18 protein-coding genes are annotated in these 22,066 nt (G+C 63.1%); 13 read left to right on the top strand and 5 right to left on the bottom strand.

Features of this window, described 5'->3' with window-relative positions; translation table 11 throughout:
• Window positions 1–10 precede the first annotated feature (10 nt).
• Window positions 11–1,651, bottom strand: coding sequence for a type VII secretion protein EccE (eccE, locus tag V3587_RS15610; protein WP_283376892.1), 1,641 nt, complete (start codon window positions 1,649–1,651; stop codon window positions 11–13).
• Window positions 1,652–1,748: 97 nt separating this feature from the next.
• Between eccE and eccB the strand changes: the two genes are divergently transcribed.
• Entirely contained in the window at window positions 1,749–3,215 is a 1,467-nt protein-coding gene (eccB, locus tag V3587_RS15615) for a type VII secretion protein EccB (protein WP_283376893.1), read from the top strand.
• A 14-nt stretch (window positions 3,216–3,229) separates the two neighbouring features.
• Here eccB and mycP read toward each other — a convergent pair whose 3' ends face one another.
• Together mycP and eccD are read right to left on the bottom strand one after the other, a co-directional pair.
• On the bottom strand, window positions 3,230–4,642 hold the full coding sequence (gene mycP, locus V3587_RS15620; protein ID WP_283376894.1) for a type VII secretion-associated serine protease mycosin: 1,413 nt from the start codon (window positions 4,640–4,642) through the stop codon (window positions 3,230–3,232).
• A 14-nt stretch (window positions 4,643–4,656) separates the two neighbouring features.
• A complete protein-coding gene (gene eccD / locus V3587_RS15625; protein ID WP_283376895.1) occupies window positions 4,657–6,123 on the bottom strand; it encodes a type VII secretion integral membrane protein EccD in 1,467 nt (488 codons plus the stop codon).
• A gap of 197 nt (window positions 6,124–6,320) precedes the next feature.
• On the opposite strand from eccD, the gene eccCa reads away from it, so the two are divergent.
• From eccCa to V3587_RS15675, 10 genes are all read left to right on the top strand, one after another.
• On the top strand, window positions 6,321–10,364 hold the full coding sequence (gene eccCa, locus V3587_RS15630) for a type VII secretion protein EccCa (RefSeq protein ID WP_283376896.1): 4,044 nt from the start codon (window positions 6,321–6,323) through the stop codon (window positions 10,362–10,364).
• A 53-nt stretch (window positions 10,365–10,417) separates the two neighbouring features.
• Window positions 10,418–11,860 carry a type VII secretion-associated protein gene (locus V3587_RS15635; RefSeq protein ID WP_283376897.1) on the top strand — a complete coding sequence of 481 codons (1,443 nt, stop codon included), beginning with the start codon at window positions 10,418–10,420 and terminating at the stop codon, window positions 11,858–11,860.
• Between the two features lie 183 nt (window positions 11,861–12,043).
• Complete coding sequence (locus V3587_RS15640) at window positions 12,044–12,349, top strand: WXG100 family type VII secretion target (RefSeq protein ID WP_095968907.1); 306 nt, start codon at window positions 12,044–12,046, stop codon at window positions 12,347–12,349.
• An 86-nt stretch (window positions 12,350–12,435) separates the two neighbouring features.
• The gene (locus V3587_RS15645; protein ID WP_003940975.1) at window positions 12,436–12,729 is read left to right on the top strand and encodes a WXG100 family type VII secretion target; all 294 of its coding nucleotides are present in this window, start codon (window positions 12,436–12,438) and stop codon (window positions 12,727–12,729) included.
• 289 nt (window positions 12,730–13,018) lie between these two features.
• Window positions 13,019–13,462: a 50S ribosomal protein L13 gene (gene rplM / locus V3587_RS15650; RefSeq protein WP_003940842.1), complete on the top strand. Its 444-nt coding sequence runs from the start codon at window positions 13,019–13,021 to the stop codon at window positions 13,460–13,462.
• Window positions 13,459–13,971: a 30S ribosomal protein S9 gene (gene rpsI, locus V3587_RS15655; RefSeq protein ID WP_095968908.1), complete on the top strand. Its 513-nt coding sequence runs from the start codon at window positions 13,459–13,461 to the stop codon at window positions 13,969–13,971. The genes rplM and rpsI overlap by 4 nt, the downstream gene beginning before the upstream one ends.
• A gap of 154 nt (window positions 13,972–14,125) precedes the next feature.
• Entirely contained in the window at window positions 14,126–15,463 is a 1,338-nt protein-coding gene (gene glmM / locus V3587_RS15660) for a phosphoglucosamine mutase (protein WP_283376898.1), read from the top strand.
• Between the two features lie 140 nt (window positions 15,464–15,603).
• A complete protein-coding gene (locus tag V3587_RS15665; RefSeq protein WP_283376899.1) occupies window positions 15,604–15,909 on the top strand; it encodes a hypothetical protein in 306 nt (101 codons plus the stop codon).
• Complete coding sequence (locus V3587_RS15670) at window positions 15,906–17,048, top strand: hypothetical protein (protein ID WP_283376900.1); 1,143 nt, start codon at window positions 15,906–15,908, stop codon at window positions 17,046–17,048. The genes V3587_RS15665 and V3587_RS15670 overlap by 4 nt, the downstream gene beginning before the upstream one ends.
• Window positions 17,045–17,353: a hypothetical protein gene (locus V3587_RS15675; RefSeq protein ID WP_124566544.1), complete on the top strand. Its 309-nt coding sequence runs from the start codon at window positions 17,045–17,047 to the stop codon at window positions 17,351–17,353. Before V3587_RS15670 ends, V3587_RS15675 begins: the two co-directional genes overlap by 4 nt.
• Here V3587_RS15675 and V3587_RS15680 read toward each other — a convergent pair.
• Window positions 17,314–18,153, bottom strand: a complete 840-nt coding sequence (locus V3587_RS15680) for a poly(ethylene terephthalate) hydrolase family protein (protein WP_095968912.1) — start codon at window positions 18,151–18,153, stop codon at window positions 17,314–17,316. The genes V3587_RS15675 and V3587_RS15680 overlap by 40 nt on opposite strands.
• Before the next feature lie 112 nt (window positions 18,154–18,265).
• Here V3587_RS15680 and glmS point away from each other — a divergent pair, with 112 nt between their 5' ends.
• Window positions 18,266–20,128 carry a glutamine--fructose-6-phosphate transaminase (isomerizing) gene (glmS, locus tag V3587_RS15685; RefSeq protein WP_003940837.1) on the top strand — a complete coding sequence of 621 codons (1,863 nt, stop codon included), beginning with the start codon at window positions 18,266–18,268 and terminating at the stop codon, window positions 20,126–20,128.
• Between the two features lie 54 nt (window positions 20,129–20,182).
• Here glmS and V3587_RS15690 read toward each other — a convergent pair whose 3' ends face one another.
• On the bottom strand, window positions 20,183–20,554 hold the full coding sequence (locus V3587_RS15690; protein WP_095968914.1) for a plastocyanin/azurin family copper-binding protein: 372 nt from the start codon (window positions 20,552–20,554) through the stop codon (window positions 20,183–20,185).
• 38 nt (window positions 20,555–20,592) lie between these two features.
• On the opposite strand from V3587_RS15690, the gene V3587_RS15695 reads away from it, so the two are divergent.
• Window positions 20,593–22,026 (top strand): NAD(P)H-hydrate dehydratase, encoded by a 1,434-nt coding sequence (locus V3587_RS15695; protein WP_283376901.1) that lies wholly within the window; start codon window positions 20,593–20,595, stop codon window positions 22,024–22,026.
• The last annotated feature ends 40 nt before the right edge of the window (window positions 22,027–22,066 follow it).

Here is a 22,066-nt window from a genome sequence, read left to right on the forward strand (position 1 = left end):
ACCGGCACGATCACGCCATCTGGTGAGCGTCGCCGGCTCGTGGACGGCCGATGAACGAGGTCTCGGAAGCAATGGTCACCAGAGTCAGTTCAACGCGCGTGCGGCCGGTTTCGACCGTGATCTTGTCACCGAGTGCGAATGGCTGAACTATCGAGATTTCAGGGTCGATCCGAGGCCATTGGCGGGGATGTCCGTATACGTAGATCGCGGTCACGCCCGCACGCGGAGGTAGGCCCTCGACGCCGTCGAACAGGACGGTGTCGAAGGCTCCCTCAGACCCTCCACCCTGCCCGGACACACGGAGTCGGTCAGGCACTCCCATGGAGTCGGTGAGCGGGGTCCAGGCGTCCGGTCGATCGGTGTGGACGAGTACTCGTGCGCCGGTCGCAATGGCTCGAAAGATCAATTGTTGAGCCAGATAGAGTTCGCCCGCGACGAAAACGGTGTTGACGCCGGGTCCCGAGATTCTTGCCGTGACGCCGTGCCCGTTTCGGTCCGAGCCGATGAGCTGGCCGCAGCCACCCAGGGGCAGAGCGAGTGAGTCGAGTGTTCCGCCATCCATGCGGATGTGCGGCGTGATCGGATCCAGCGCGGTCAGTGCGGTCGGCAAGTTGGTCAGCAATCCGTCGCGCTGGCGCCCACGTAGCGAGACCAAACCGGCCAGCGGTGCGTTCTCAGGTGGATTGCGTGTGGTGAAGCGACAGGTCGCACTGACCTTCGCCGTTCCGCGTTCGCCGGTCGGGCGCAACCGAATTGTCACGGACGTCCCGACCGTTGCCACTGCCCATACCTGAGTCAGAGTCGCGGCTGTGATGAAGCGGGGTTCGATCCCGTATCCGATGTTGGACACGCCAGGCAAGGGGGTACTTCGCCACGTTTCGGTGACCTCGTGGCTGGCGACTCCTCTTGTCACCTGGGCTGTGGACGATGCGATCTCCGGTGCGGTCAGGATCCGCGCCTTGCATCCCGTTGAATCTAGCACCCGGATGACACGATTTGCGGCAACAGCGATCGCGCGACCCGCGCCCTGTTCGCCCCCGCCTCGGCGTTCGACTGCTGCACCACCCTCCAAAGCGTCGAAACGTAGAGCAAGCCAGACACTTCTGGTGGCGGTGGCCGGTAGTGGTCCGATGAGACGTTCGTAGACTTCGGTGGCCGGCGTTCCCGATGCGGCGCGGTATCCGTGACTGACAATGTCGATGCCGGTGAGTGAAATATCGTGCTGATAAAGACAATTGGCGAGGGCTGCCGTGGGAAGAAGGTGGGAAGCGTCGAACGAATGACGCCCGATTCTGGTCAGGTAGTCGCGTGGGGGAGCGATCTCGACGACAGCGACGAGTGAAGATCCCTCCACTCGGAGCCCGATCGACTGCTCGGAGGGGGAGTGAAAACTGACGATCGTGCCGCCGCCGACGTCCTTGCGGCGCAGATAGCGAAAGTACTTGACAATCCAGGACATTACCGACCAACCGCCCACATGAAGCAGCATTGATCCGGCGACCATACAACCGATTGCCAGCGCCCAGAGCCAATCCAGCCCACTGGCCATCGCGATTCCGCCCGCACCGATTCCGAGAATCTGTGCCGACACGAATTCGTGCGTCGAAATCCTGTGCGACGACGGCCAATGCCTCAACCGCGATCGGTCCACGGTTCCTCCCCGATACCTGACCTGCGAACTACCCGAAAATTTCCGCCCCGGCGAAACTGTACTGTGTCTTCGCAAGGGGATGTAAGGCACGGGGGGAATGATGGCTGCGACACCTACCACTCGCTGGCAGGTCAACGGGTACCGATTCTTGGTCAGGCGGATGGAACACGCGCTGGTCAGACGAGACGTTCGGATGCTTCACGATCCGATGCGGTCACAGTCGCGCGCCTTCACCGTCGGAATAGTCCTCGCTGCACTGGGATTGGCGGGTTGCGCGGTACTCGCTCTGTTTCGGCCACAGGACAAGATCGGCGATGCAGATATCGTCGTTGCAAAGGAATCGGGCGCGATGTTCGTCGCCATGGAGGGTACTTTTCGCCCTGTGCTGAACTTGGCCTCGGCACGACTGATTCTGGGTTCGCCAGGAAAACCGGCAATAGTCAAGGCATCCGAGGTCGAGGCGGAACCACGGGGCGCGCTCGTCGGCATTCCCGGCGCACCGTCCGCGCTGCCGGAATCGGCCGACCCGACCAACGCATTGTGGACGGTGTGCGATTCCGTCGGATCCGACGGGAGAAAATCGTTGACGACTTCGGTCCTGGTCGGCTCGTCCAATGTCGGTGAAAACACGACATATCTGACGAATGACCGTGCATTCCTGGTGAAGTCGGGTTCCGATCACTTTCTCGTGTACGACGGAAAGCGAGCGGAAATCGATGTGGACAATCCGGCGATCATGCGGGCTTTGGGGCTGGAAGGGGCACAGGCGCGACCGATCAGCATCGGATTCCTCAATTCGATTCCCGAAGTTCCGCGCGTCGACGCTCCGCGAATTCCCGAACTGGGCTCAGCACCCCGGTTTCCTCTGCAGAACAAAACTGTCGGCTCCGTCGTCCAGGTTTCGGCGGGTGCGGACCCGCAGTACTACGTGGTACTCGAGAACGGTATCCAGAAGGTCGGCGCGGCAGTCGCTCAACTGATCTACTTCTCGGATTCACAGGGCGCCACCGGGATCACGAACGTCACCCCTGATGCCATCAGTCGTATTCCCTCGGTGAGTGAGTTGGCCGTCGACTCGTTGCCGCAGGCGGTTCCGGAGATCGTCGACGATCGCGGCGCACCTGTCGGCTGTCTGCAATGGGCGCCCTCGCCTGCAGTCGAGGGCGGCGAAAGTAGTTCTGCAACGCTGAAACTCGTCGCTGGATTGCAGGTTCCGATCCCGGAGGGGGGCAAGTTGGTGTCCTTGGCGCAGGCGGACGGATCGGGTGACAATCTCGACAGCGTCCATGTCGAACAGGGATTCGGCGGATTTGTTCAAGCGACCGGAATCGAGACGAACAGCACCAGGCGCGACGGAGTGTTCTACCTATCCGATACCGGTGTGAAATACGGAGTTCCAGACGAAACCTCGGCTCGCGCACTCGGATTGACGCGGACTCCTGATCGCGCGCCGTGGCAGATGCTCGACCTACTTGCATCAGGTCCTGCGCTCGAGAAGGAAAACGCACTGATAGCTCACGACGGAGTCGCCCCCGATACAGCGCCGGCCGCTCCGGTGAACTGAACAGCGCTGACGGTTCAGAGATCGACGTTCCGGTGTTCGGGAAGATGCCGACGAATGACTCGACGAAGGGGCATCGATGCCAACAGCGTCAGTAGGGCGAGGGTGCCGACCGTTCCGGCTCCGACGAGTGCCGCGTCGCGAGATCGGTTGTCGGGGGTCGGCGGCGTGGGTAGGGGATCGATCGATACCGACTGATGATGGACCTGGACGGGTTCCCCCGGTGCCAATTCGCCAGTTACCGCAGCGAGTGGATCGATGACGCCGTGACCGACGTAGGGATTCCAACCCTGCGCCGGAGCGTGGGCCGTGGCTTCGATACGTCGCATGACCTCGAGCGCAGTCAGTTCCGGGTGAACCGACCGGACCAGTGCGGCGGTTGCCGCGACATAGGGCGCAGCGAAACTGGTCCCGTTGAACGACTGTACGGCGCCGTCAGGGCCGTAAACCCCGTTGGTCAGACCGGGCGATGTCGGGTGAAGTGAGGTGATTCCGGTGCCGGGAGCCGCCACGTCGACCCATGGACCGCCGAGGCTGAATGAGCTGGCGGCGCCCGTGGGGTCTACCGACCCGACGGTGAGGACATAGTCGTCGTACCAAGCCGGACTGGCAATCGTCACAACCGAGTCCCATGGATCGGCTAGGGGAGCGAGGGGATCCGGTGGTGGATTCTGGTTCTTGCACCCTCCTGATCCGACGTTACCTGCAGCAGCGACGACTACGACGTTCTTCGCAATCGTGGCGTATTCGATTGCAGCGCCGAGCCGTTGGTCGTTGATCCCGTTCCCGGCAGGCTTACAGGCGACTTCGGAGATGTTGATGACGCTTGCACCCATGTCCGCAGCGTGACGGACCGCCGATGCCATGGTGTCGACGTTTCCGTAGCCAGACGAGTTCTCGGCTACAGCAGGGTCTTCGCGTTGGCCGGCCACCGAGAAAGCGGCACTGGACTGCCTGATCGAGATGATCTGTGCGTCCGGCGCAGCTCCGGTGAATCCGGAACCCTCGACCTGCTGGGCGGCGATGAGACCCGCCACGACTGTTCCATGTGAGTCACAATCATCGGCGCCGTCGGAGGTCCCGACATAGTCACCGCCGCCTTCGAGTGCAGGTAGCCGGGGATGTCTGCTGACGCCGGTGTCGATGACAGCAATTCGCTGCCCTGCCCCTCGGGTGATCGGCCACACCGAATCGAATCCCAGATCCTGTTGAGAACGTGGAATATCCGCACCGTCACCACCCGCTACGGCGGGGACGCACAGGGTTCGCTGTTCGGTGGGGTGGGGAGGTGCGGGCGGACCGTCCTCGGGCAGCATTGCAGGATCGATGGGGGAAGGAACCGCACTCGATGCGCCACCCGCCCCGGCGAGAACTGTGAAGGCAACGATCACGAATGCGGCACAGGTGTTTGTCGCGCGTCGAATCACCATCGAGATCCGATCGCTCAGAGACCGCGCATGAGCGCGAAGAGCCCGCTGACCCAGCAGATCAGCGGAACGATTGCTGCAATAGCAGCGAGGTCCAACAGTTCGGCCGCGCGCCGCATCACGGGGCTGAATGTGTTCTGGGGGGCGAGGATTCCCAGAATCAGTGACAGGAGGAGAACAGTCATAGTGATGGCGAAGACGACCAATGCATGGTCGCGATGGGTCCACGCCATGTCGCCCAGGAGAACGAGAATCACCGAGATGCCTGCCGCGATGAGAGGGACCGCCTGCTGTGCGCCCGCATAGGTGCGCCCGCGAAACATCAGCACGACGGCCGTCGCCAATGCGAGAGCAAGGTTCGGCCAGACGATTCCCTGACCGGTCCAGGACCATGCGAGTGCGACTGCGGCAGTGAGCGCGACCACCGACGTGGCCACGATCAGTCCGGTCAGATAGCTACGAGCCCGCCCCGCCCTGTCGGTCAACTCGGTCAGCCCGGGTAGCTCGGGCTCGGGCACTCCGTCGCGATCGTCGTCGAGGGGATTACTCGGCGTCGGAACAGGGGGAAGCGGTAATCGCGCGAACAGCATCGACAGTCGAGCAGTGAACGTGAGAACGATCAATGCCGCGGCAATCACCGCGCTGCTGACCGTCGCGGTGCGCGCCTCGGGAAGCGTCGTCGTGACGGCGAAGGTGCTCACCGCAGCAAGGAGGACGACGAGAAGTGTGGTGAAGACGGCTAATCCGGCACCGCACAAGCGGAGGCAGATCAGAGTTATCGCGGCTGCGAATGCCGAACCGAGAAGGAGATGAGCAGAAAGGACAGTGCCGGGTACACAAAGTGCGCCGGAGACGAAAGCCAGTGGCACCGCCGTGCATCCGAGTGTGATGGAGCTTGCAGTGTCTCCGTACACGCGCGCTGCCACGACGGCGGTGACGGTGAGCACCAAGGACGTGACTCCGCCGCAGACAGCGCCGATCAGACCCGTATCGCCGAGGACCAGGGCGAGGGCCGCGATGAGCGCTGCGACGAGGGCGGCGGACGAGCCGACGACGCGCGCGGTGATCGGAGTCCAGCGCCGGTAGATGTCTGCATCCGTGGCCGCGACGGTGTACATGATGTCGTCGAAGAGTGGGGGCGGGGCAGCCGTGTCCGCGGCCTCGAGTACGAGCAATTCCCCATCGCGTATTCCGTGCTCGTGCAGCGACAGCATCGGTGCCAGCGGCGCCCTGCCGACTTTCGACAGAGTCCAGTCGACGGGCTCGAATTGTTCGGTGCTGTGGTCGAACTCGTTGAGATTGCTGTGGTTGACAATTGTGTCCACAATGCCCGGAATGACCGCCGTGAGTGGAACACGAAGCGGCACCGCAAGATCCACCTGCGAATGGGCTGAAAGTACCGTCAACCTGCACAGTTCGGCAGAATGGGTCGCGCGTGGTCCGTGCCCGGTGCGTGCAGCGCTGGTTGTAGTGGTGCTGGTCAAGATCTGTCCCCTCCCATGACGCGATTCCCCTGTCGCGTCACCCCAGTTCACCCGAACGATACGACATGAACTGCGCGCCCGTGTCGGAGACAGCGCCGACAACAGGTGGCACCGACCCGAGTGTCGGTGTTGTGATCTACTCTCTTGCAATTGCGCGAGTACGCCTTGGGGGGCCGGCGGTAGCCGGGACGAGGCGCATGTCGGCAACAGTTGCAGCACCGATGGGGGTGGGTGAATTGAGCACTGTCAGATTTGCGCGTCGAGCGCGCCGTGAATCGCCGCGCACACCGGGCGGCGAGGTGACGCTTCAGGCCCCACCGGAGATTCCTCGCGTCACGCCGGGAAACCTACTGACCAAACTACTTCCGGTGATCATGGTGGTTGCCATGATCGGCATGGTGGCGCTGATGTTCTCTTCCGGCATGGCGCGCAATCCGATGTCTCTCCTGTTTCCGGTCATGATGATGGTGTCGATGCTCGGGATGCTCGCCGGGGGCGGTCGTAGCGGTGGAGCACGGGCGTCCGAAGCGAACGAGGACCGCAAGGACTACCTGCGGTACCTGGATCAGATGCGCAGCGATGTTGCTGCGACGTCTGGTGCGCAGCGTGCTGCACTGCAATGGAGCAACCCCGAGCCGTCGTTGCTCTGGACGTTGGTCGGAACTGTGCGGATGTGGGAACGTCAGATCACCGACTCGGACTACTGCCACGTTCGGGTCGGTCTGGGTACACAGCGATTGGCCACCAGACTCGTATCTCCGGAGACCGGGCCGGTCGAGGATCTCGAACCCGTCGCCGCCGTCTCGCTTCGGCGATTCGTTCGTGCGCATTCGGTTGTCAAGGATCTGCCGACAGCCGTCTCGCTTCGCGGATTTGCTGCGATGTCCATCGAGGGGCAGAGAGATTCCGCTCGTGCGCTTGTCCGCTCGATGTTGATGCAGCTGTGCTCTTTCCACGGTCCGGACACGGTCCAAGTTGCGGTGGTGTGCGGTCCCGATACCGAATCCGAGTGGGAGTGGGTCAAGTGGCTCCCACACGTGCAACATCCGGAGTCTCAGGACGGCGCCGGCACTTCACGTATGGTGTTCGGTTCGTACCTCGAGTTCGAGAGTTCCCTCGGTGAATCGCTTTCGATGCGTGCTCGGTTCGCCCGCAACACTCCAGCGAGTGCGGGCGTTCCGCATCTCGTGTTGGTCGTGGACGGTGGCTTGCTCGAAGGTGACACCGGCCTGTTATCCGAATCCGGGCTCGACTCGGTGACCGTCCTCGACCTGTGCGGGTTCTGCCCGCGCTTGGCGGCGGCGCGTGGTCTGCGACTGGTCGTCGGTAGCGAGCAGATCGGCGCGGTGAGCAGCGCAGGAGTCGAGAACTTTGCGACGCCTGACGCTGCGACGACGAGCCTGGCCCAGTCGTTCGGACGTCGCATCGCACCGTTCCGCGCGGCATCGCAGAACGCCGTGGACGCAGTCGACGACGACCGGCCCCTTCGGACTTGGAGCCAGATGTTGGGGATAGGAAATGTTGCGAGGTTCAATCCCGAGCACGGCTGGCTGCCACGTCAGGGGCGCGACCGACTCCGCGTGCCGATCGGTGTCGGACAAGACGGAAACCCCGTCGAACTGGATCTGAAGGAATCGGCCGAGAACGGTATGGGTCCGCACGGGCTGTGTATCGGAGCCACCGGTTCTGGCAAGTCGGAGTTCCTGCGAACCTTGGTGCTCGGCCTGATCGCGACCCATTCACCCAACGCACTGAACCTCGTACTGATCGACTTCAAAGGTGGTGCAACCTTTCTCGGCCTCGAAGAGGCGCCGCACGTTGCTGCGATCATCACCAACCTTGCCGAGGAATTGGCGATGGTCGATCGTATGAAGGACGCGCTCGCCGGCGAAATGAATCGTCGACAAGAACTGCTGCGTGCGGCGGGAAACTTCGCAAACGGGTCCGATTACGAGAAGGCGAGGCTGGCCGGCGCTGCACTCGATCCGTTGCCTGCACTCTTCGTGGTTGTCGACGAGTTTTCCGAACTGCTCAGTCAACAGCCGGAATTTGCCGAATTGTTCGTGGCCATCGGGCGATTGGGGAGATCACTTCACATCCACTTGTTGTTGGCCAGTCAGCGGCTCGACGAAGGAAAGCTTCGGGGGCTCGACAGCCATCTTTCGTATCGGGTCGGTTTGAAAACTTTCTCGGCGAACGAGTCTCGTTCCGTTCTCGGTGTTCCCGATGCTTATCACCTACCAGGCACGCCCGGTGCGGGATATCTGAAGTCCGATTCTGCTGAGATCGTTCGCTTCCAAGGTGCATACGTGTCAGGCCCGTACGAGGGCGAGCGGATAGTGCCCACTCGATTCTCGGTCGATTCCCCCGTCGAACTCGCGCCGCTGCCCTTTACCGCGACGCCCGTGATCGGGCCGGAGGCTGTTGTCGGTCCCATCGAGCCCGATGTCGTCGACATGGGTGAAATTGGTGACGATGCACGTACTCTCATGGGAGTCCTCGTCGACCGCATGCGTGGTCACGGTCCGCGCGCACACGAGGTGTGGCTCCCGCCACTCGAGGCATCTCCGACGCTTGACCAGTTGCTGCCGCGGTGGGCGGCCGGTGATCAACCTCGCGGAAATCTGAGCGCACCCTTCGGCATAGTCGACAGGCCGTTCGATCAGCGCCGCGATCTTCTAGTCGCCGATCTCAACGGATCGACGGGCAACCTTGCGATCGTCGGCGGCCCGCAGTCGGGAAAATCGACGGCGTTGCGCACATTGATCCTGTCTCTGAGCATGACGCACACGTCGGAACAGATTCAGTTCTACTGCCTCGACTTCGGCGGTGGAACGCTCCTCGGGTTGAAGGATCTGCCGCACGTCGGATCGGTGGCAAACCGCTTGGATTCCGACCGCGTCCGGCGCACGGTTGCCGAGGTACTCGGTGTGGTCGCGAAACGAGAGCGGCTGTTTCGTGACCTCGGCATCGACTCGATGGCCGATTTCCGAAGACTGCGAACAGTTGATCCCACCGGGGAAGGTGTGGCGGCGGGACTCCGAGATGACCCGTACGGTGACGTCTTCCTCGTCGTCGATGGTTGGCCCAGTGTTCGTTCGGATTTCGAATCGCTCGAGCCTCAGATCAACATGCTCGCCGGTCAAGGATTGTCCTTCGGTGTGCACGTGATCGTCACGACGTCGAGGTGGGCCGAGATCCGGCCGGCACTCAAGGACCAACTGGGTACTCGTATCGAACTTCGGTTGGGCGATCCGGGAGATTCGGATGCGGGTCGCCAGAAAGCCGGCCTGGTGCCGGAAGGTCGACCGGGTCGAGGCATCACACGCGACGGACTTCACCTTCTTACCGGACTACCTCGAATCGACGGTTTGCCAGGTAGTGAGAACTTCAGCGGGAGTGCGACGGCGACGGTCGAACGTATTGCGGCCATGTCGAATTCGCGTCCGGCACCGACCGTGCGGATGCTTCCGGATTCGTACTCGCGGGCAGAACTTCTCGAAACTGTCGGGACCCGGTGGCCCTCACCGAGTGCGGCCGACGGTCGGTGCCTCACCGTGCCGATCGGCCTCGGTGAGACCGACCTCGCGCCGGTGTACATGGACTTCCGGGAACACCCGCACTTCTTGATATTCGGCGACACCGCGTGTGGCAAGACATCTCTTCTGCGCGCAATAGCGGAAGGGATCATCGCGTCGAACACACCGGCCCAGGCCAAGCTGATTATCGGTGACTATCGGCATTCCCTGCTGGGAGTGGTCGAAGGGAATCACCTCGGCGGGTACTCGGCGTCGTCGACGACCTTCGGAGAGTTGATGGTCGACTTGGCTCGGATAGTCGCCGCGAGGATGCCGAACGCCGAAACAACGCAGCAGCAATTGCGGGAACGATCGTGGTGGAGTGGGCCGGAGATTTATGTACTGATCGACGACTACGACCTTGTGGCTACACCGAGTGGAAATCCGGTGGCGCCGTTGCTCGAATACATTCCGCATTCCAAGGACATCGGTTTGCACCTGGTGATTGCCCGCCGTTCCGGTGGTGCGGCCAGAGCATTGTACGAGCCGGTGATCGCGAGAATTCGCGACATGGCACCGGCCGGATTGATCATGAGCGGGAGTCGTGACGAGGGAAATCTCGTCGGCACCGTCCGCGCGTCGACATTGCCGGAAGGTCGTGGGGTCTACGTTTCTCGCTCGCAAACCCAACTTGTCCAAGTTCCGTGGATGCCACCGCTGTGACCGTTCCGTCCTTGGTGTCAGTCTCGTTACATTGGGGTCCATCCAATATCTGGGTGGTATCGGGTCAACGCGAATTCTGTTGCAGTGCAGACCTCAGACGGGAAACGGCGTCGGGTCCCGGTACCGGTGAAAATGCGATCGATTTCGTCGACGACGACTATGTCGACGTAGATGGTCGGATTGTCCCGACGGTTTTGGAGCTGGCCAGGCTGATTTCCAGGGCGATGGACGGGTGCGGAATCGTCGATGTAGACATTCTCTATCTCAGTCATCCCTCGGATTGGGGTGCCCCACGCAGGCGGCGATTGCTCGATGCCGCACGGCGAGTGGCGCACGACGTCGTCCTCGTTCCGACGTCGGTCGCGGCGGCGAGGTCGGCTCACACAGCCTGGCGATCGCGGTGCGTCGTCCTCGAACTGCGTGGCGGAACGGTGGTCGCTTCTGTTGTCGGTGAGGTCGACGGCGAACTCCGAATCGACGGGGCACAAAGTTCGGCGATCGCAGACGTTGTGGGGTTGTTTTCCGCAATAGGGGACTTGTCGGTTCGGGACGCCGTGGTGCTGGTCGGGCCGCGCTCCCATGCCGTTGCGGCTTCGCTCGAACGTGGCTCGACGAATGTCCACGGCCACGCGAGCATTCGAATTCTGGACGAGAGTCGGGTGGCGTCGTCTCTGGTGGATCCTCAGACGCTCGTTCGCCAGACAACCGCGCGGGACAGTTCCGGTCGAATCGTCGACAATTCGGCTTTTGGCGCCGGGTGGGTAGGCGATTCGGATGGCGCGATGTCGATTACTTCCATGGACTCGACTGCCTCCTCACCGCGTCGAGTCGGCGGGAGGAACGGAGGCCGTCGATGGTTCGCTGCGGCGCTTGCGATGGTCGCCGTCGTCGCTGTGGTCGCGGCAACGGTTGTGGTGTTCACTCGCGATCGAAGCGATTCTCGGTCGGCAGGGTCGGTCGCAGCTACGGCGGAAGACGAAGTTGAGATCGCGGAGGCGTCGAAAGATCAGGGGAAGCCCGCACCGAAGACTTCGATTCCGTCGATCGAGCCCGATGCCACGCCGGAACTCAGGCGTGTGGACCTGGGAAGCGTTGCAGCAGAGTTGCCTTCCGATTGGAAGCTTCTGTCACCAGGGACTTCGAGTGGTCGTACCGATTTGATACCCAGCTCCGGCGAGGATCGCAAGATCGTGGTCATCGAGAAACGTCTTGAGGAAGGTGCGGGATTCGATTCCGTCGAAGCTGCTTTGCGTCAGCAGTTTTCGGCGTTCGAGGACCCGTTGCGGTTCGGCGAGTTTTCTGTGATCGACGATGCCGCAGGAAAACAGGCAGTGGTGTACGTCGAGTTTCCGGACGATTTCTCCGAGGTGCGTTGGCACGTGTACGTCGGCAACGGTCGGCAAGTGAGTATCGGCTGCCAGTATCTGGTCGGTGAGTGGGACAGTCTCGAAGCGGACTGTCTGCGGATGTGGCAGTCACTCGAATTCAAACCCTGATCGGATCGGTCGGTTCTGAAAATATTCTTCGGTCGGGCCGGAACCGTTGGCACGGAGATCGCGTCAAAGTATGTGTAGCGCACATCAGGGAGTTCCGCTCGGACCCCGGTGCACATTCGACGGGCAAGCCGTCGTGTGTGATCGCCGATACCGAACGGTACTCACCGAATCCAGGGGGACGACATGGGCTTTACCGCAACTACCGCTGAACTGATCGATTCGGCGGGGACCATCGACGGACATCTCGGTGACATCAGGGGACTGGTCAACGCTGTTCGGTCGGAGGCCGACGCTTCGCACAATTCGTGGAACGGCGCCGCACAGGTCGAATACGCAGGAATCATGGAGCGATACAACAGCGCGGCGCTGAAGTTGGACACTGCTCTGACCGACATCTGCGAGCAGATCAAACAGGCTGCTGGAACCTTCGACTCGACCGAAGACGACAACGTCAGCGCGCTTCGCGGCGCGACGGTGAACATGTCCTGACCGTGAGCGCTTCACCGTTCGATCAAGCAGTCCTCAGCCAGTAGTTCTCACAATTTCTCTCCAGTCACACCGAACCGGGAGCAGTTATGTCCGACAGGATCAAGTACGACTTCGGCGGCCTCGCAATGCTGTCCGACCAGATGAAACAGCAGGCCAAAGCGATCAACGACAAGCAGGGCGACATCAAGGTTGTCGTAGACAAGCTGCAAGCAGGCTGGGAAGGGGCAGGCTCCGAAGCGTGGAACGACGCACAGCGCCGCTGGGCCCAGGCTTCCGAAGAACTGAACATGGTTCTCGCGCAGATCGCCGGAGCGACGGCGAGCGGCTCGGAGAAGATGCAGGAAGCTGATCGGATCGCCGCAAACGGGTTCGGTCGCTGACAGCATTCATGTCGTGATGACACCCCGCCTGCCCCGGTACCGTCAGGTTGCCGGGGCAGGCGCATGTCGATCGCTTACCCCCTGGTTTCGGACGAGGGCGTTGTCGACGGCGATGGCTGTGCTTTGACCTGGCAGCGGGTAGACCGGTATCGTCTATCGGTGGCGTGCCGTAGGGCTCCGGCAGAAATGCGTGGAGACCGGCGGTTCTCGGGTCTCAACTGGCCGCCGAGGATCGTTTACGCGATACGCACATGGTCAGCAGTGGAATGAATTAAGACGAGGAAGATCTGTGTCTACGTACACCCCGAAGGCCGGAGATGTGACCCACACGTGGCACGTCATCGACGCCACTGACGTGGTGCTCGGCCGTCTTGCCGTTCAGGCAGCGAACTTGCTGCGTGGCAAGCACAAGCCCACCTACGCGCCGCACATCGACGGTGGTGACTTCGTTGTCATCATCAACGCAGAGAAGGTTGCCATCAGCGGCAACAAGCTCCAGGGCAAGAACGTTTACCACCACTCCGGATTCCCGGGTGGCCTGAAGTCCCGCACTGTCGGTGAGGTCCTCGACAGGACTCCCGATCGTCTCGTCGAGAAGGCCATTGTCGGCATGCTCCCCAAGACGAAGCTCGGCCGCGCAATGAGCAGCAAGCTCAAGGTCTACGCGGGCCCGAATCACCCCCACACCGCGCAGCAGCCGGTGCCGTTCGAGATCAAGCAGGTCGCACAGTGACATCGCCGGAAGAGCAGAACGTGTCCGAAGAGAACATCGAAGCAGTGGAAGAGCTTGTCGCCGCTGACGCAGTCGAGGTCGTCGAAGAGGTTGCTGCAGCTACGCTCGCACCGATCGTCCTCGATCGCCCGGTCCAGACCGTCGGTCGCCGCAAGGAGGCTGTCGTTCGCGTCCGGATGGCTCCCGGCACCGGTCAGTTCAAGCTCAACGGCCGTACGTTGGAGGATTACTTCCCCAACAAGGTTCACCAGCAGCTGATCAAGGCTCCGCTGGTGCTCGTCGAGCGTCCCGAGTCTTTCGACATCATTGCACTGCTGCACGGTGGCGGCCCGTCCGGTCAGGCAGGCGCACTGCGTCTGGCTATCGCGCGCGCACTCATCGAGGTAACCCCTGATGATCGTCCGGCCCTCAAGCGTGCAGGCTTCCTGACGCGTGACGCCCGCGCGGTCGAGCGTAAGAAGTACGGCCTGAAGAAGGCCCGTAAGGCATCGCAGTACTCCAAGCGCTGATGCTTTGCCGAGGTTGACCCAACGGGTCTGCTTCGGCACCTGTTCACCACGAGAGCGGGCGTCCATCGTTACCGGACGCTCGCTCTTGTGTTTCTCGGAGAAATTCCATTCTCGAGTTCCATTCTCGAGGTTCACAGGATTCAGGAGTCGTTCTATGGGTCGGTTGTTCGGTACTGACGGTGTTCGTGGACTTGCCAATTCGGATCTGACTGCAGATCTTGCATTGAGATTGGCAGTGGCCACGGCGAGCGTACTGACAGCCGACACCTCGGATGCACGTCCGACCGCCGTGATCGGCCGCGATCCTCGCGCCAGCGGTGAGATGCTTCAGGCTGCGGTGACGGCCGGGTTGAGTTCCGCAGGCGTTGACGTGCTCGACGTGGGTATTCTTCCGACTCCGGCAGTTGCCTACTTGACGGCAAAGCTCGACGCCAGTCTCGGTGTCATGATTTCGGCATCGCATAATCCCATGCCGGACAACGGAATCAAGATCTTCGCGGCCGGTGGACACAAGCTGGACGACGCCGTCGAGGTGGCGATCGAGGATGCGCTCGACGGCGCTGCAGCGCCTGTACTTCCGACCGGTGCCGGGATCGGCCGAGTCCGTACCGTCGACGACGCCTCTCAGTTGTACCTGGCACATCTGGCGAGCGCGGCGAGCGAGCCGCTTGCCGGGCTCACCGTTGTCGTCGACTGCGCCAACGGCGCCGCTTCCGCGCTCGCACCGGCTGCCTACGCCGCAGCGGGCGCTCGCGTCATCGCGATCAGCGCCGATCCCGACGGCCTCAACATCAACGATGGTTGCGGATCGACGCACCTGGAGAATCTTCAGAAAGCCGTGGTCGATCACGGGGCGGATCTAGGGCTCGCACACGACGGCGACGCGGACCGCTGCCTGGCAGTCGACGAGACCGGAGCGGTGGTCGACGGCGACGCGATCATGGCTGTTCTGGCGATCGCGATGAATGACGCCGGCGAATTGGTCGAGAACACTCTCGTCGCGACCGTCATGAGCAATCTCGGGTTGCACATCGCGATGCGGGAGGCCGGAATCAACGTCGTGACGGCGGCCGTAGGTGACCGCTATGTCTTGGAAGAACTGCGTGCGGGCGGGTACAGCCTCGGTGGAGAACAGTCAGGCCATGTCGTGTTGCCGGCGTTCGGTACCACAGGCGATGGAATTCTCACCGGTCTCCGTTTGCTCGGACGCATGGCTCGTACGCGCAAGTCGGCATCCGCATTGGCCGCAACGATGACCACCCTCCCGCAGGTGCTGATCAACGTCAAGGTCGGCGACAAGGCGACGGTGGCAGCGTCGCCGTCGGTACTTGCGGCAGTCGCGGACGCCGAGCGCGTTCTCGGTGACGGTGGTCGAGTGCTCCTGCGTCCGTCGGGGACAGAGCAACTGGTCCGCGTCATGGTTGAAGCAACCGAACTCCCGCTCGCGCAGAAGTTGGCCGACCAGTTGGCCGAGATCGTCGGTTCGGTGTAGCCCCACATCGCGAGTTCGCGTTGCCGAGAAAACGTAGACGCGTTCGCGTTTTCGAGGGAACGTAAATGCGCCCCGCTGCGTCCAAGGAGTCATAGGCCGCTCGACGTGCGAGTGGTTCCGCTCAAACTTGGGGGTCGCTCGTGGACGTCGACCGTGCTGGAACAAATGAATTGGCACGCCATGCGGTGTCGGCGGCTCAGGATCTGCGAGCTTCTGCGGAACCGATCAGGCATTTGCGATTCGGCGGTGCTGTTTCGGGCCGTGACTATGCCGAGCACGGAGTCGCGTTGGCTTCGGCATTGGCGGTCGTGAATTCTCGCTTGGTCGGGCGTGCCGATTTTCTCGAGATGCTGGGGCGCAGGCTTTCCTCCTCGACCGAGGCGGTCGTCGACGTGGACCGTGCGGGCGCGCAGCGGTTGCGCGGCTCCGGCGGGTCGACTTCGTGACCCCCAACAGCGTGACGCCTCACGCCGTGACGAACGGCTTTGGATTCGTCGAAGATATTCTTGCACTGCGTGATTCGCTCGTGCATCCCGACGAGATCCTGGATGCTGGCGCGAGAGGACTGCAGTTCTTCGGTCGATTTCACGACCTGGCCACTCAGTTGGGTTTCGAAGAACGACTGCTCACGTCCTACGAGGATTCGTATCGCGCTGAAGTGGGCATCGATTTGGAGGCACTGACGCGAGATGTGTCGGACTTGGCTGGGGCCGTGGATGGTTCGGTCGCGGAGATCACGATGCTGACGGTCCTGGCGGAGAACCTTCCAGCGGTGTGGAATGTTTCCGGAGTGGATGTGGTCGTAGATCAGGTCTTCGGGGCGAGGCGAGAAGCTCGGTCCGATGCAGATTCGGCGCCACTGTTGATCGCACTGGCTGACGAATTCGCGCGGACTGTTCGAACGGCGCTGACCGACAAGGCTTTCAAGGTGGCCAGTCTCGACCGGGCGACGATCGGCGGTCTGGGCGTGGGGGAGATCGAGCAGTTGACCCGCGCCGCTTCCAGCGGTTGTGGTGCGGAGCAATGGCTGGAGACAGTTTTTCGTTCGGTGTATCTGGACGCTCGCGACGAATTCGACAGGGCGTGTACGCAGTGCGCGAGTGCAGTAGGTGATGCTTTCGACGTTGCGACGCAGTGGCTGACAGATGCGTTCCCGTCAAGCTTGCCGGTCGCGGAGCCGAGCGCTTCCGGTGCCGCGGCTTCGCCGTTCTCGTTTTCGATCGGCGGCAGCGTGTGGGGCTTCTCGATTACTCCCGACGGTCGCGGGGTGAGTCTCGAGGTCACCGGCGCTGACGGGAGCGCTGCGTCGGTCAGCGTGGAGTTGGACGAAAATGGTTGGCCGCGAATAGTGTTCGACGCCGATCAGGAAACGCTGCAGGAACCGCCCCAGTCGGAGGTACTTCAGCCCGAGCTGCCGGTTGAAACCACCACCGAGGTATCCACCACTGAGGTTTCCGCCGCAGAGGTATTGCCGGGTCCGGAGATGGAGCCAGACGCGGAGCCGACTGTTGCAGTTCCCGAGGAGTCGTCTGCCGTCCCCGCCGACGAGACGGGTGCCGAGTTGGCCGGCGCTGGTCCGCTGTGAAGTCCGTACACGCGCCGTTCGAAGCGATCCGGCGAACCCTCGATGCTCAACTCGACGACTTCCGTGAGCGCAGAGCAGTCGCGGCGACCGAGGAAGCGCGTCGGAGCCCACCGTCGCTGCGATTCGATACCGAAGTTGCCGCGAACGACACCGCTGACAGCGATCCTGACAGCTCCGTCGGAGTCGGCCCGTACCTGCGGTCCGCGTCCGAGCCGACGCCGACTGAGCCGAGCCCGCCGCCGAAGACGGGGGCGAGCCCGGACCCCTACTTACGCAACAGCTGGCTGGCCCGCGCGTCGGAGTGAGGTTCGACAGGGAGCAACGGTGACGTGTGAGGAATCTCGACGTCGGGATCAGCGAAGTCCTTGTACTTCTTGTCTCCGGTCAGATGGAACAACAGGAAGCCCGTGAGCAGGCACCGTGTGGCGGCCTGTGTCTTACGCTCGGACCCACCGAGACCCAGAGCGCCGAGGAGTCGTCGGCCCTCGATAAGTCCGGCGTCCTGACCGTCGTTCACGGTACGTGCCACGACGGGTCCGCCCCACTCCACGCTCAGGGGGCGGGCATTGCTGGTCATGGAATCGACGTCGTCTTCGCCGGCGAGGATCAATCCGGGCGCTGTGATCTTCGACGCGTAGTTCTCCGCCTTGGGTGCCGTCGGGGCTGGGAACAGCGCGGCCACCGCACCGACATCCCCACGTTGAGCTGCCGCCAGCACTGCCGCGCCCGCGCCCATGCCGTGACCGGCAAAGGCGACCCGATCGGGTTGGACGCTGATCTGGCCGGGGCCGAGGCGTACGCCGACGCAGATGTCGAGAGTGGCCCGAAGATCTGCCGCCAATCCGAGATGTGACGGGACCGGACCGCGTTCGCTGTCGGGCGCCGCTGCGACGATTCCCCAGGAAGCGAGGTGCTGGAGTGTCTGCTCGTACTTGTGGGACCCGACCATCCACCCGTGCGCGAACGCAACGGCGGGGAGATTGAAACCGGTTTCCGGCGTGTACACGACACCCGGCTGTCCGGCCAGGGCGAGGTTGCCGCGGAGAACTCGATGCGGGCCGCGCTTGGACAGCTCACGGGTCAGTGTCTTCAGTTTCGGTGCCACGGTTGAAGACGTTATCCGATGAGCCGCCTCGTGTATGCGGAGCGGACACTGCAACCAGGTGCGGGAACCGCAAAATGCGCCCACTGCCGATGTCCAAGTACCCTGAGTCACCATGTGCGGAATCGTGGGATACGTCGGCCACCGCCCAGCTCTGGGCGTTGTGGTGGAGGCTTTACGGCGAATGGAGTATCGCGGCTACGACTCGTCGGGAATCGCGATTCTCGACGGAACCGGTGGGGTCGAGATCGAGCGTAAGGCCGGTAAGTTGGCCAACCTCGAGGCGGAGCTCGGCGAGTACGGCGCGGATCACTTCGTCGGTACGTCCGGTATGGGCCATACCCGGTGGGCGACGCACGGGCGTCCGACGGATCGCAATGCACACCCGCATCGTGATGCGTCGGGCAAGCTGGCTGTCGTTCACAACGGAATCATCGAGAACTTCGCCCCGCTGCGAGCGGAGCTCGAGGCTGCAGGCGTCGAGCTCCAGAGCGACACGGATTCCGAGGTGGCAGTCCACCTGGTAGCCCGGGCGTACGCGCAGGGGCCGACGGCAGGCGACTTCATCGAGAGTGCCCTGTCGGTGGTTCGCCGGTTGGAAGGTGCGTTCACACTCGTCTTCACGCACGCCGACCACGCGGACACGATCGTCGCCGCCCGTCGCTCGACGCCGCTCGTCGTCGGTGTCGGTGAGGGCGAGATGTTCCTCGGCTCCGACGTCGCCGCGTTCATCGAGCACACGCGCGATGCGGTCGAACTCGGACAGGATCAGGCAGTGGTGATCACTGCCGACAGCTACCGGATCTCGGACTTCGCGGGCAACGAGGCAGAAGGACGCCCGTTCCGCATCGACTGGGATCTCGCGGCCGCCGAAAAGGGTGGTCACGACTACTTCATGCTCAAGGAGATCGAAGAGCAGCCGACTGCGGTTGCCGACACTCTCCTCGGACACTTCGAGAACGGGAAGATCGTCCTCGACGAGCAGCGGTTGTCGGACCAGGAGCTGCGCGACGTCGACAAGGTGTTCGTCGTCGCCTGCGGTAGTGCTTACCATTCCGGCCTGTTGGCGAAGTACGCGATCGAGCATTGGACGCGTCTACCTGTCGAGGTCGAACTCGCCAGCGAATTCCGTTACCGCGACCCGGTTCTCGATCGTTCGACGCTCGTCGTAGCGATCTCGCAGTCGGGGGAGACGGCCGACACACTCGAAGCTGTCAAGCATGCCAAGGATCAGAAGGCGCGGGTCCTCGCGATCTGCAACACCAACGGTGCGCAGATCCCTCGCGAGGCCGACGCCGTCCTCTACACCCGGGCAGGACCGGAAATCGCGGTCGCGTCCACCAAGGCGTTCCTTGCGCAGGTGACCGCGAACTACCTCGTCGGTTTGGCTTTGGCGCAGGCGCGCGGCACCAAATATCCGGACGAGGTTGCCCGCGAGTATGCCGACCTCGAAGCGATGCCCGCTTTGGTCAGCAAGGTACTCGAGACCGCAGAACCGGTGCGCGCGTTGGCACGCCAGTTCGCGCACGCGTCGACCGTGCTGTTTCTGGGTCGCCACGTCGGCTACCCGGTGGCGCTCGAGGGTGCGCTCAAGCTCAAGGAGCTTGCGTACATGCACGCCGAGGGCTTTGCCGCCGGTGAGCTCAAGCACGGCCCGATCGCCTTGATCGAGGAGGACCTTCCGGTCATCATCGTCATGCCGTCGCCGCAGGGCCGCGCTGTCCTGCACTCGAAGTTGGTGTCCAACATTCAGGAGATCAAAGCGCGCGGTGCGACGACGATCGTCATCGCGGAGGAAGGCGACACCGTCGCCGCGGCGCACGCGGATCACCTGATCGAGATTCCGGCGTCCCCGACCCTGCTGCAGCCGTTGCTGTCCACGGTTCCGTTGCAGATCTTTGCGGCCGAGGTTGCAGCCGCACGCGGCTACGACGTCGACAAGCCGCGTAACCTGGCGAAATCGGTTACGGTCGAATAGCTTTCGCAAGACAACTCGGGCCCCGCAGTCTAAAGACTGCGGGGCCCGAGTGCGTTACGGCGCTTGAACGACGACGGTTCCGCGCATCTCGGGATGCGGTGTGCAGGTGTAGTCGTAAGTTCCGGGTTCGGTGAACGTGTAGGTGTAGGTTCCCGATTTCTTGAGCGGACTGCGGAGTTTGCCCTTCGCGTCGCCGAGGCCGTTGACGTCGTGGGCCATTCCGTTGTCGTCGAATACCCAGGTGACGGTGTCGCCGACGTTCACGGTGAGGGAAGCGGGTGAGTACGCCATCCCGGAGATGGTCACCACGGGTCCGCTCGCCGTCGTTTCGGCCGCAGATGGTGTGGTGTCTGTGCTGGAACTGCACCCGACCAGACCGAGGGCGAGGACGAGTCCCGCGATTGCCGGGCGAAGACGTGATTTCATGGTTCCGAGGGTAGCGACGGCAACTGAAGGGTTCCGACATGCGTGGGTACTACACAGCCGATCAGGTGCGAGCAGCGGAGGCGTCGCTGCTCGACAAGCTGCCCGACGGGGTGCTGATGCGTCGAGCGGCCTACGGCCTTGCGCGAGTCGTCGCGGACGAATTACGTTCCCGTACAGGATCGGTCGCGCATCGGTCGGTGACGCTTCTGGTCGGTACCGGCGACAACGGCGGTGATGCCCTGTGGGCGGGTGCGTTGCTCCGCAAACGAGGTGTGAGCGTGCGGGCCGTGTTGCTCGATCCGGCGCGCGCTCATCGGGCGGGCACCGACGCTCTCTTGAAGGCCGGTGGCCGAATCGCTGCCGACGTCGGGTCCCCGGATCTGGTGATCGACGGCATCGTCGGGATTTCCGGACACGGCGGTCTGCGACCTGACGCGGCTGAACTCGTCGGCCAACTGGATGCACCGATCGTGGCGGTCGATCTTCCGAGCGGCGTCGACGCGAACACCGGCTCGGTGGACGGCCCGTCGGTGACCGCTGACGTGACGGTCACATTCGGCGCGCTCAAGCCCGTACACGTACTCGCGGCTCCGCTGTGTGGTCGTGTCGAACTCGTGGACATCGGATTGAACGTCGACGAACCGGCGTTCGGTTCACTCGATCCGGCGGAGGTCGGTGCGCTGTGGCCGGTGCCCGGTCCGGGGGACGACAAGTATTCGCAGGGTGTGGTGGGCATCGTTGCGGGAAGTGAGCAGTATCCCGGCGCGGGCGTGCTCTGTACCGGCGCCGCGGTGACCGCCACTTCCGGCCTGGTCCGCTACGCCGGGCACGGCTCCGCCGAGGTGCTCGCCCGGTTCCCGGAAGTGATTGCCAGTGAGACGTTCCACGCCGCGGGGCGGGTTCAGGCCTGGGTGGTCGGCCCCGGCATGGGTACCGACGACGACGCCGCGCGGCTTCTGGCGTCGGTGCTGGCTACTGATGTACCCGTTGTCGTCGATGCGGACGGACTCACCCTCCTCGCTCAGCGTCCCGAACTTGTCGCAGCCCGCACCGCGCCGACATTGTTGACGCCCCACGCCGGCGAGTTCGCACGATTCACACCCCTGGGCGACGACAGAATCGCGTCCACACGTGCTCTCGCCGAGCGCCTCGGAGTCACGGTTCTGCTGAAGGGCCGCACGACGGTGATCTCGGATCCCGGCGGTGAGGTCCTGGTCAACGACGCCGGCGGCTCCTGGGCGTCGACCGCAGGCTCGGGCGACATCCTCTCCGGTGTGATCGGCGCGTTGCTGGCGGCGGGACTGAGCCCTCTCGAAGCCGGGGCCGTCGGGGCGCGGGCTCACGCGTTGGCTGCGAATATCGCCGCTGCCGGCGATCAGAGCGATGTCGCCGGAGCACCGATTTCGGCTTCGCCCCTGCTGGGAGGTCTGCGCGAGTCGGTGCGGGTGCTTCGCTCTTTTGCCCTTGATTGAGGGTGTTCAAACCCGAACACGTGTCCGATTCTGCGTGGGT

Origin of the sequence: Rhodococcus sp. IEGM 1306, assembly GCF_036541985.1 — a bacterium.
GTDB classification, from domain to species: Bacteria; Actinomycetota; Actinomycetes; order Mycobacteriales; family Mycobacteriaceae; genus Rhodococcus_F; species Rhodococcus_F qingshengii.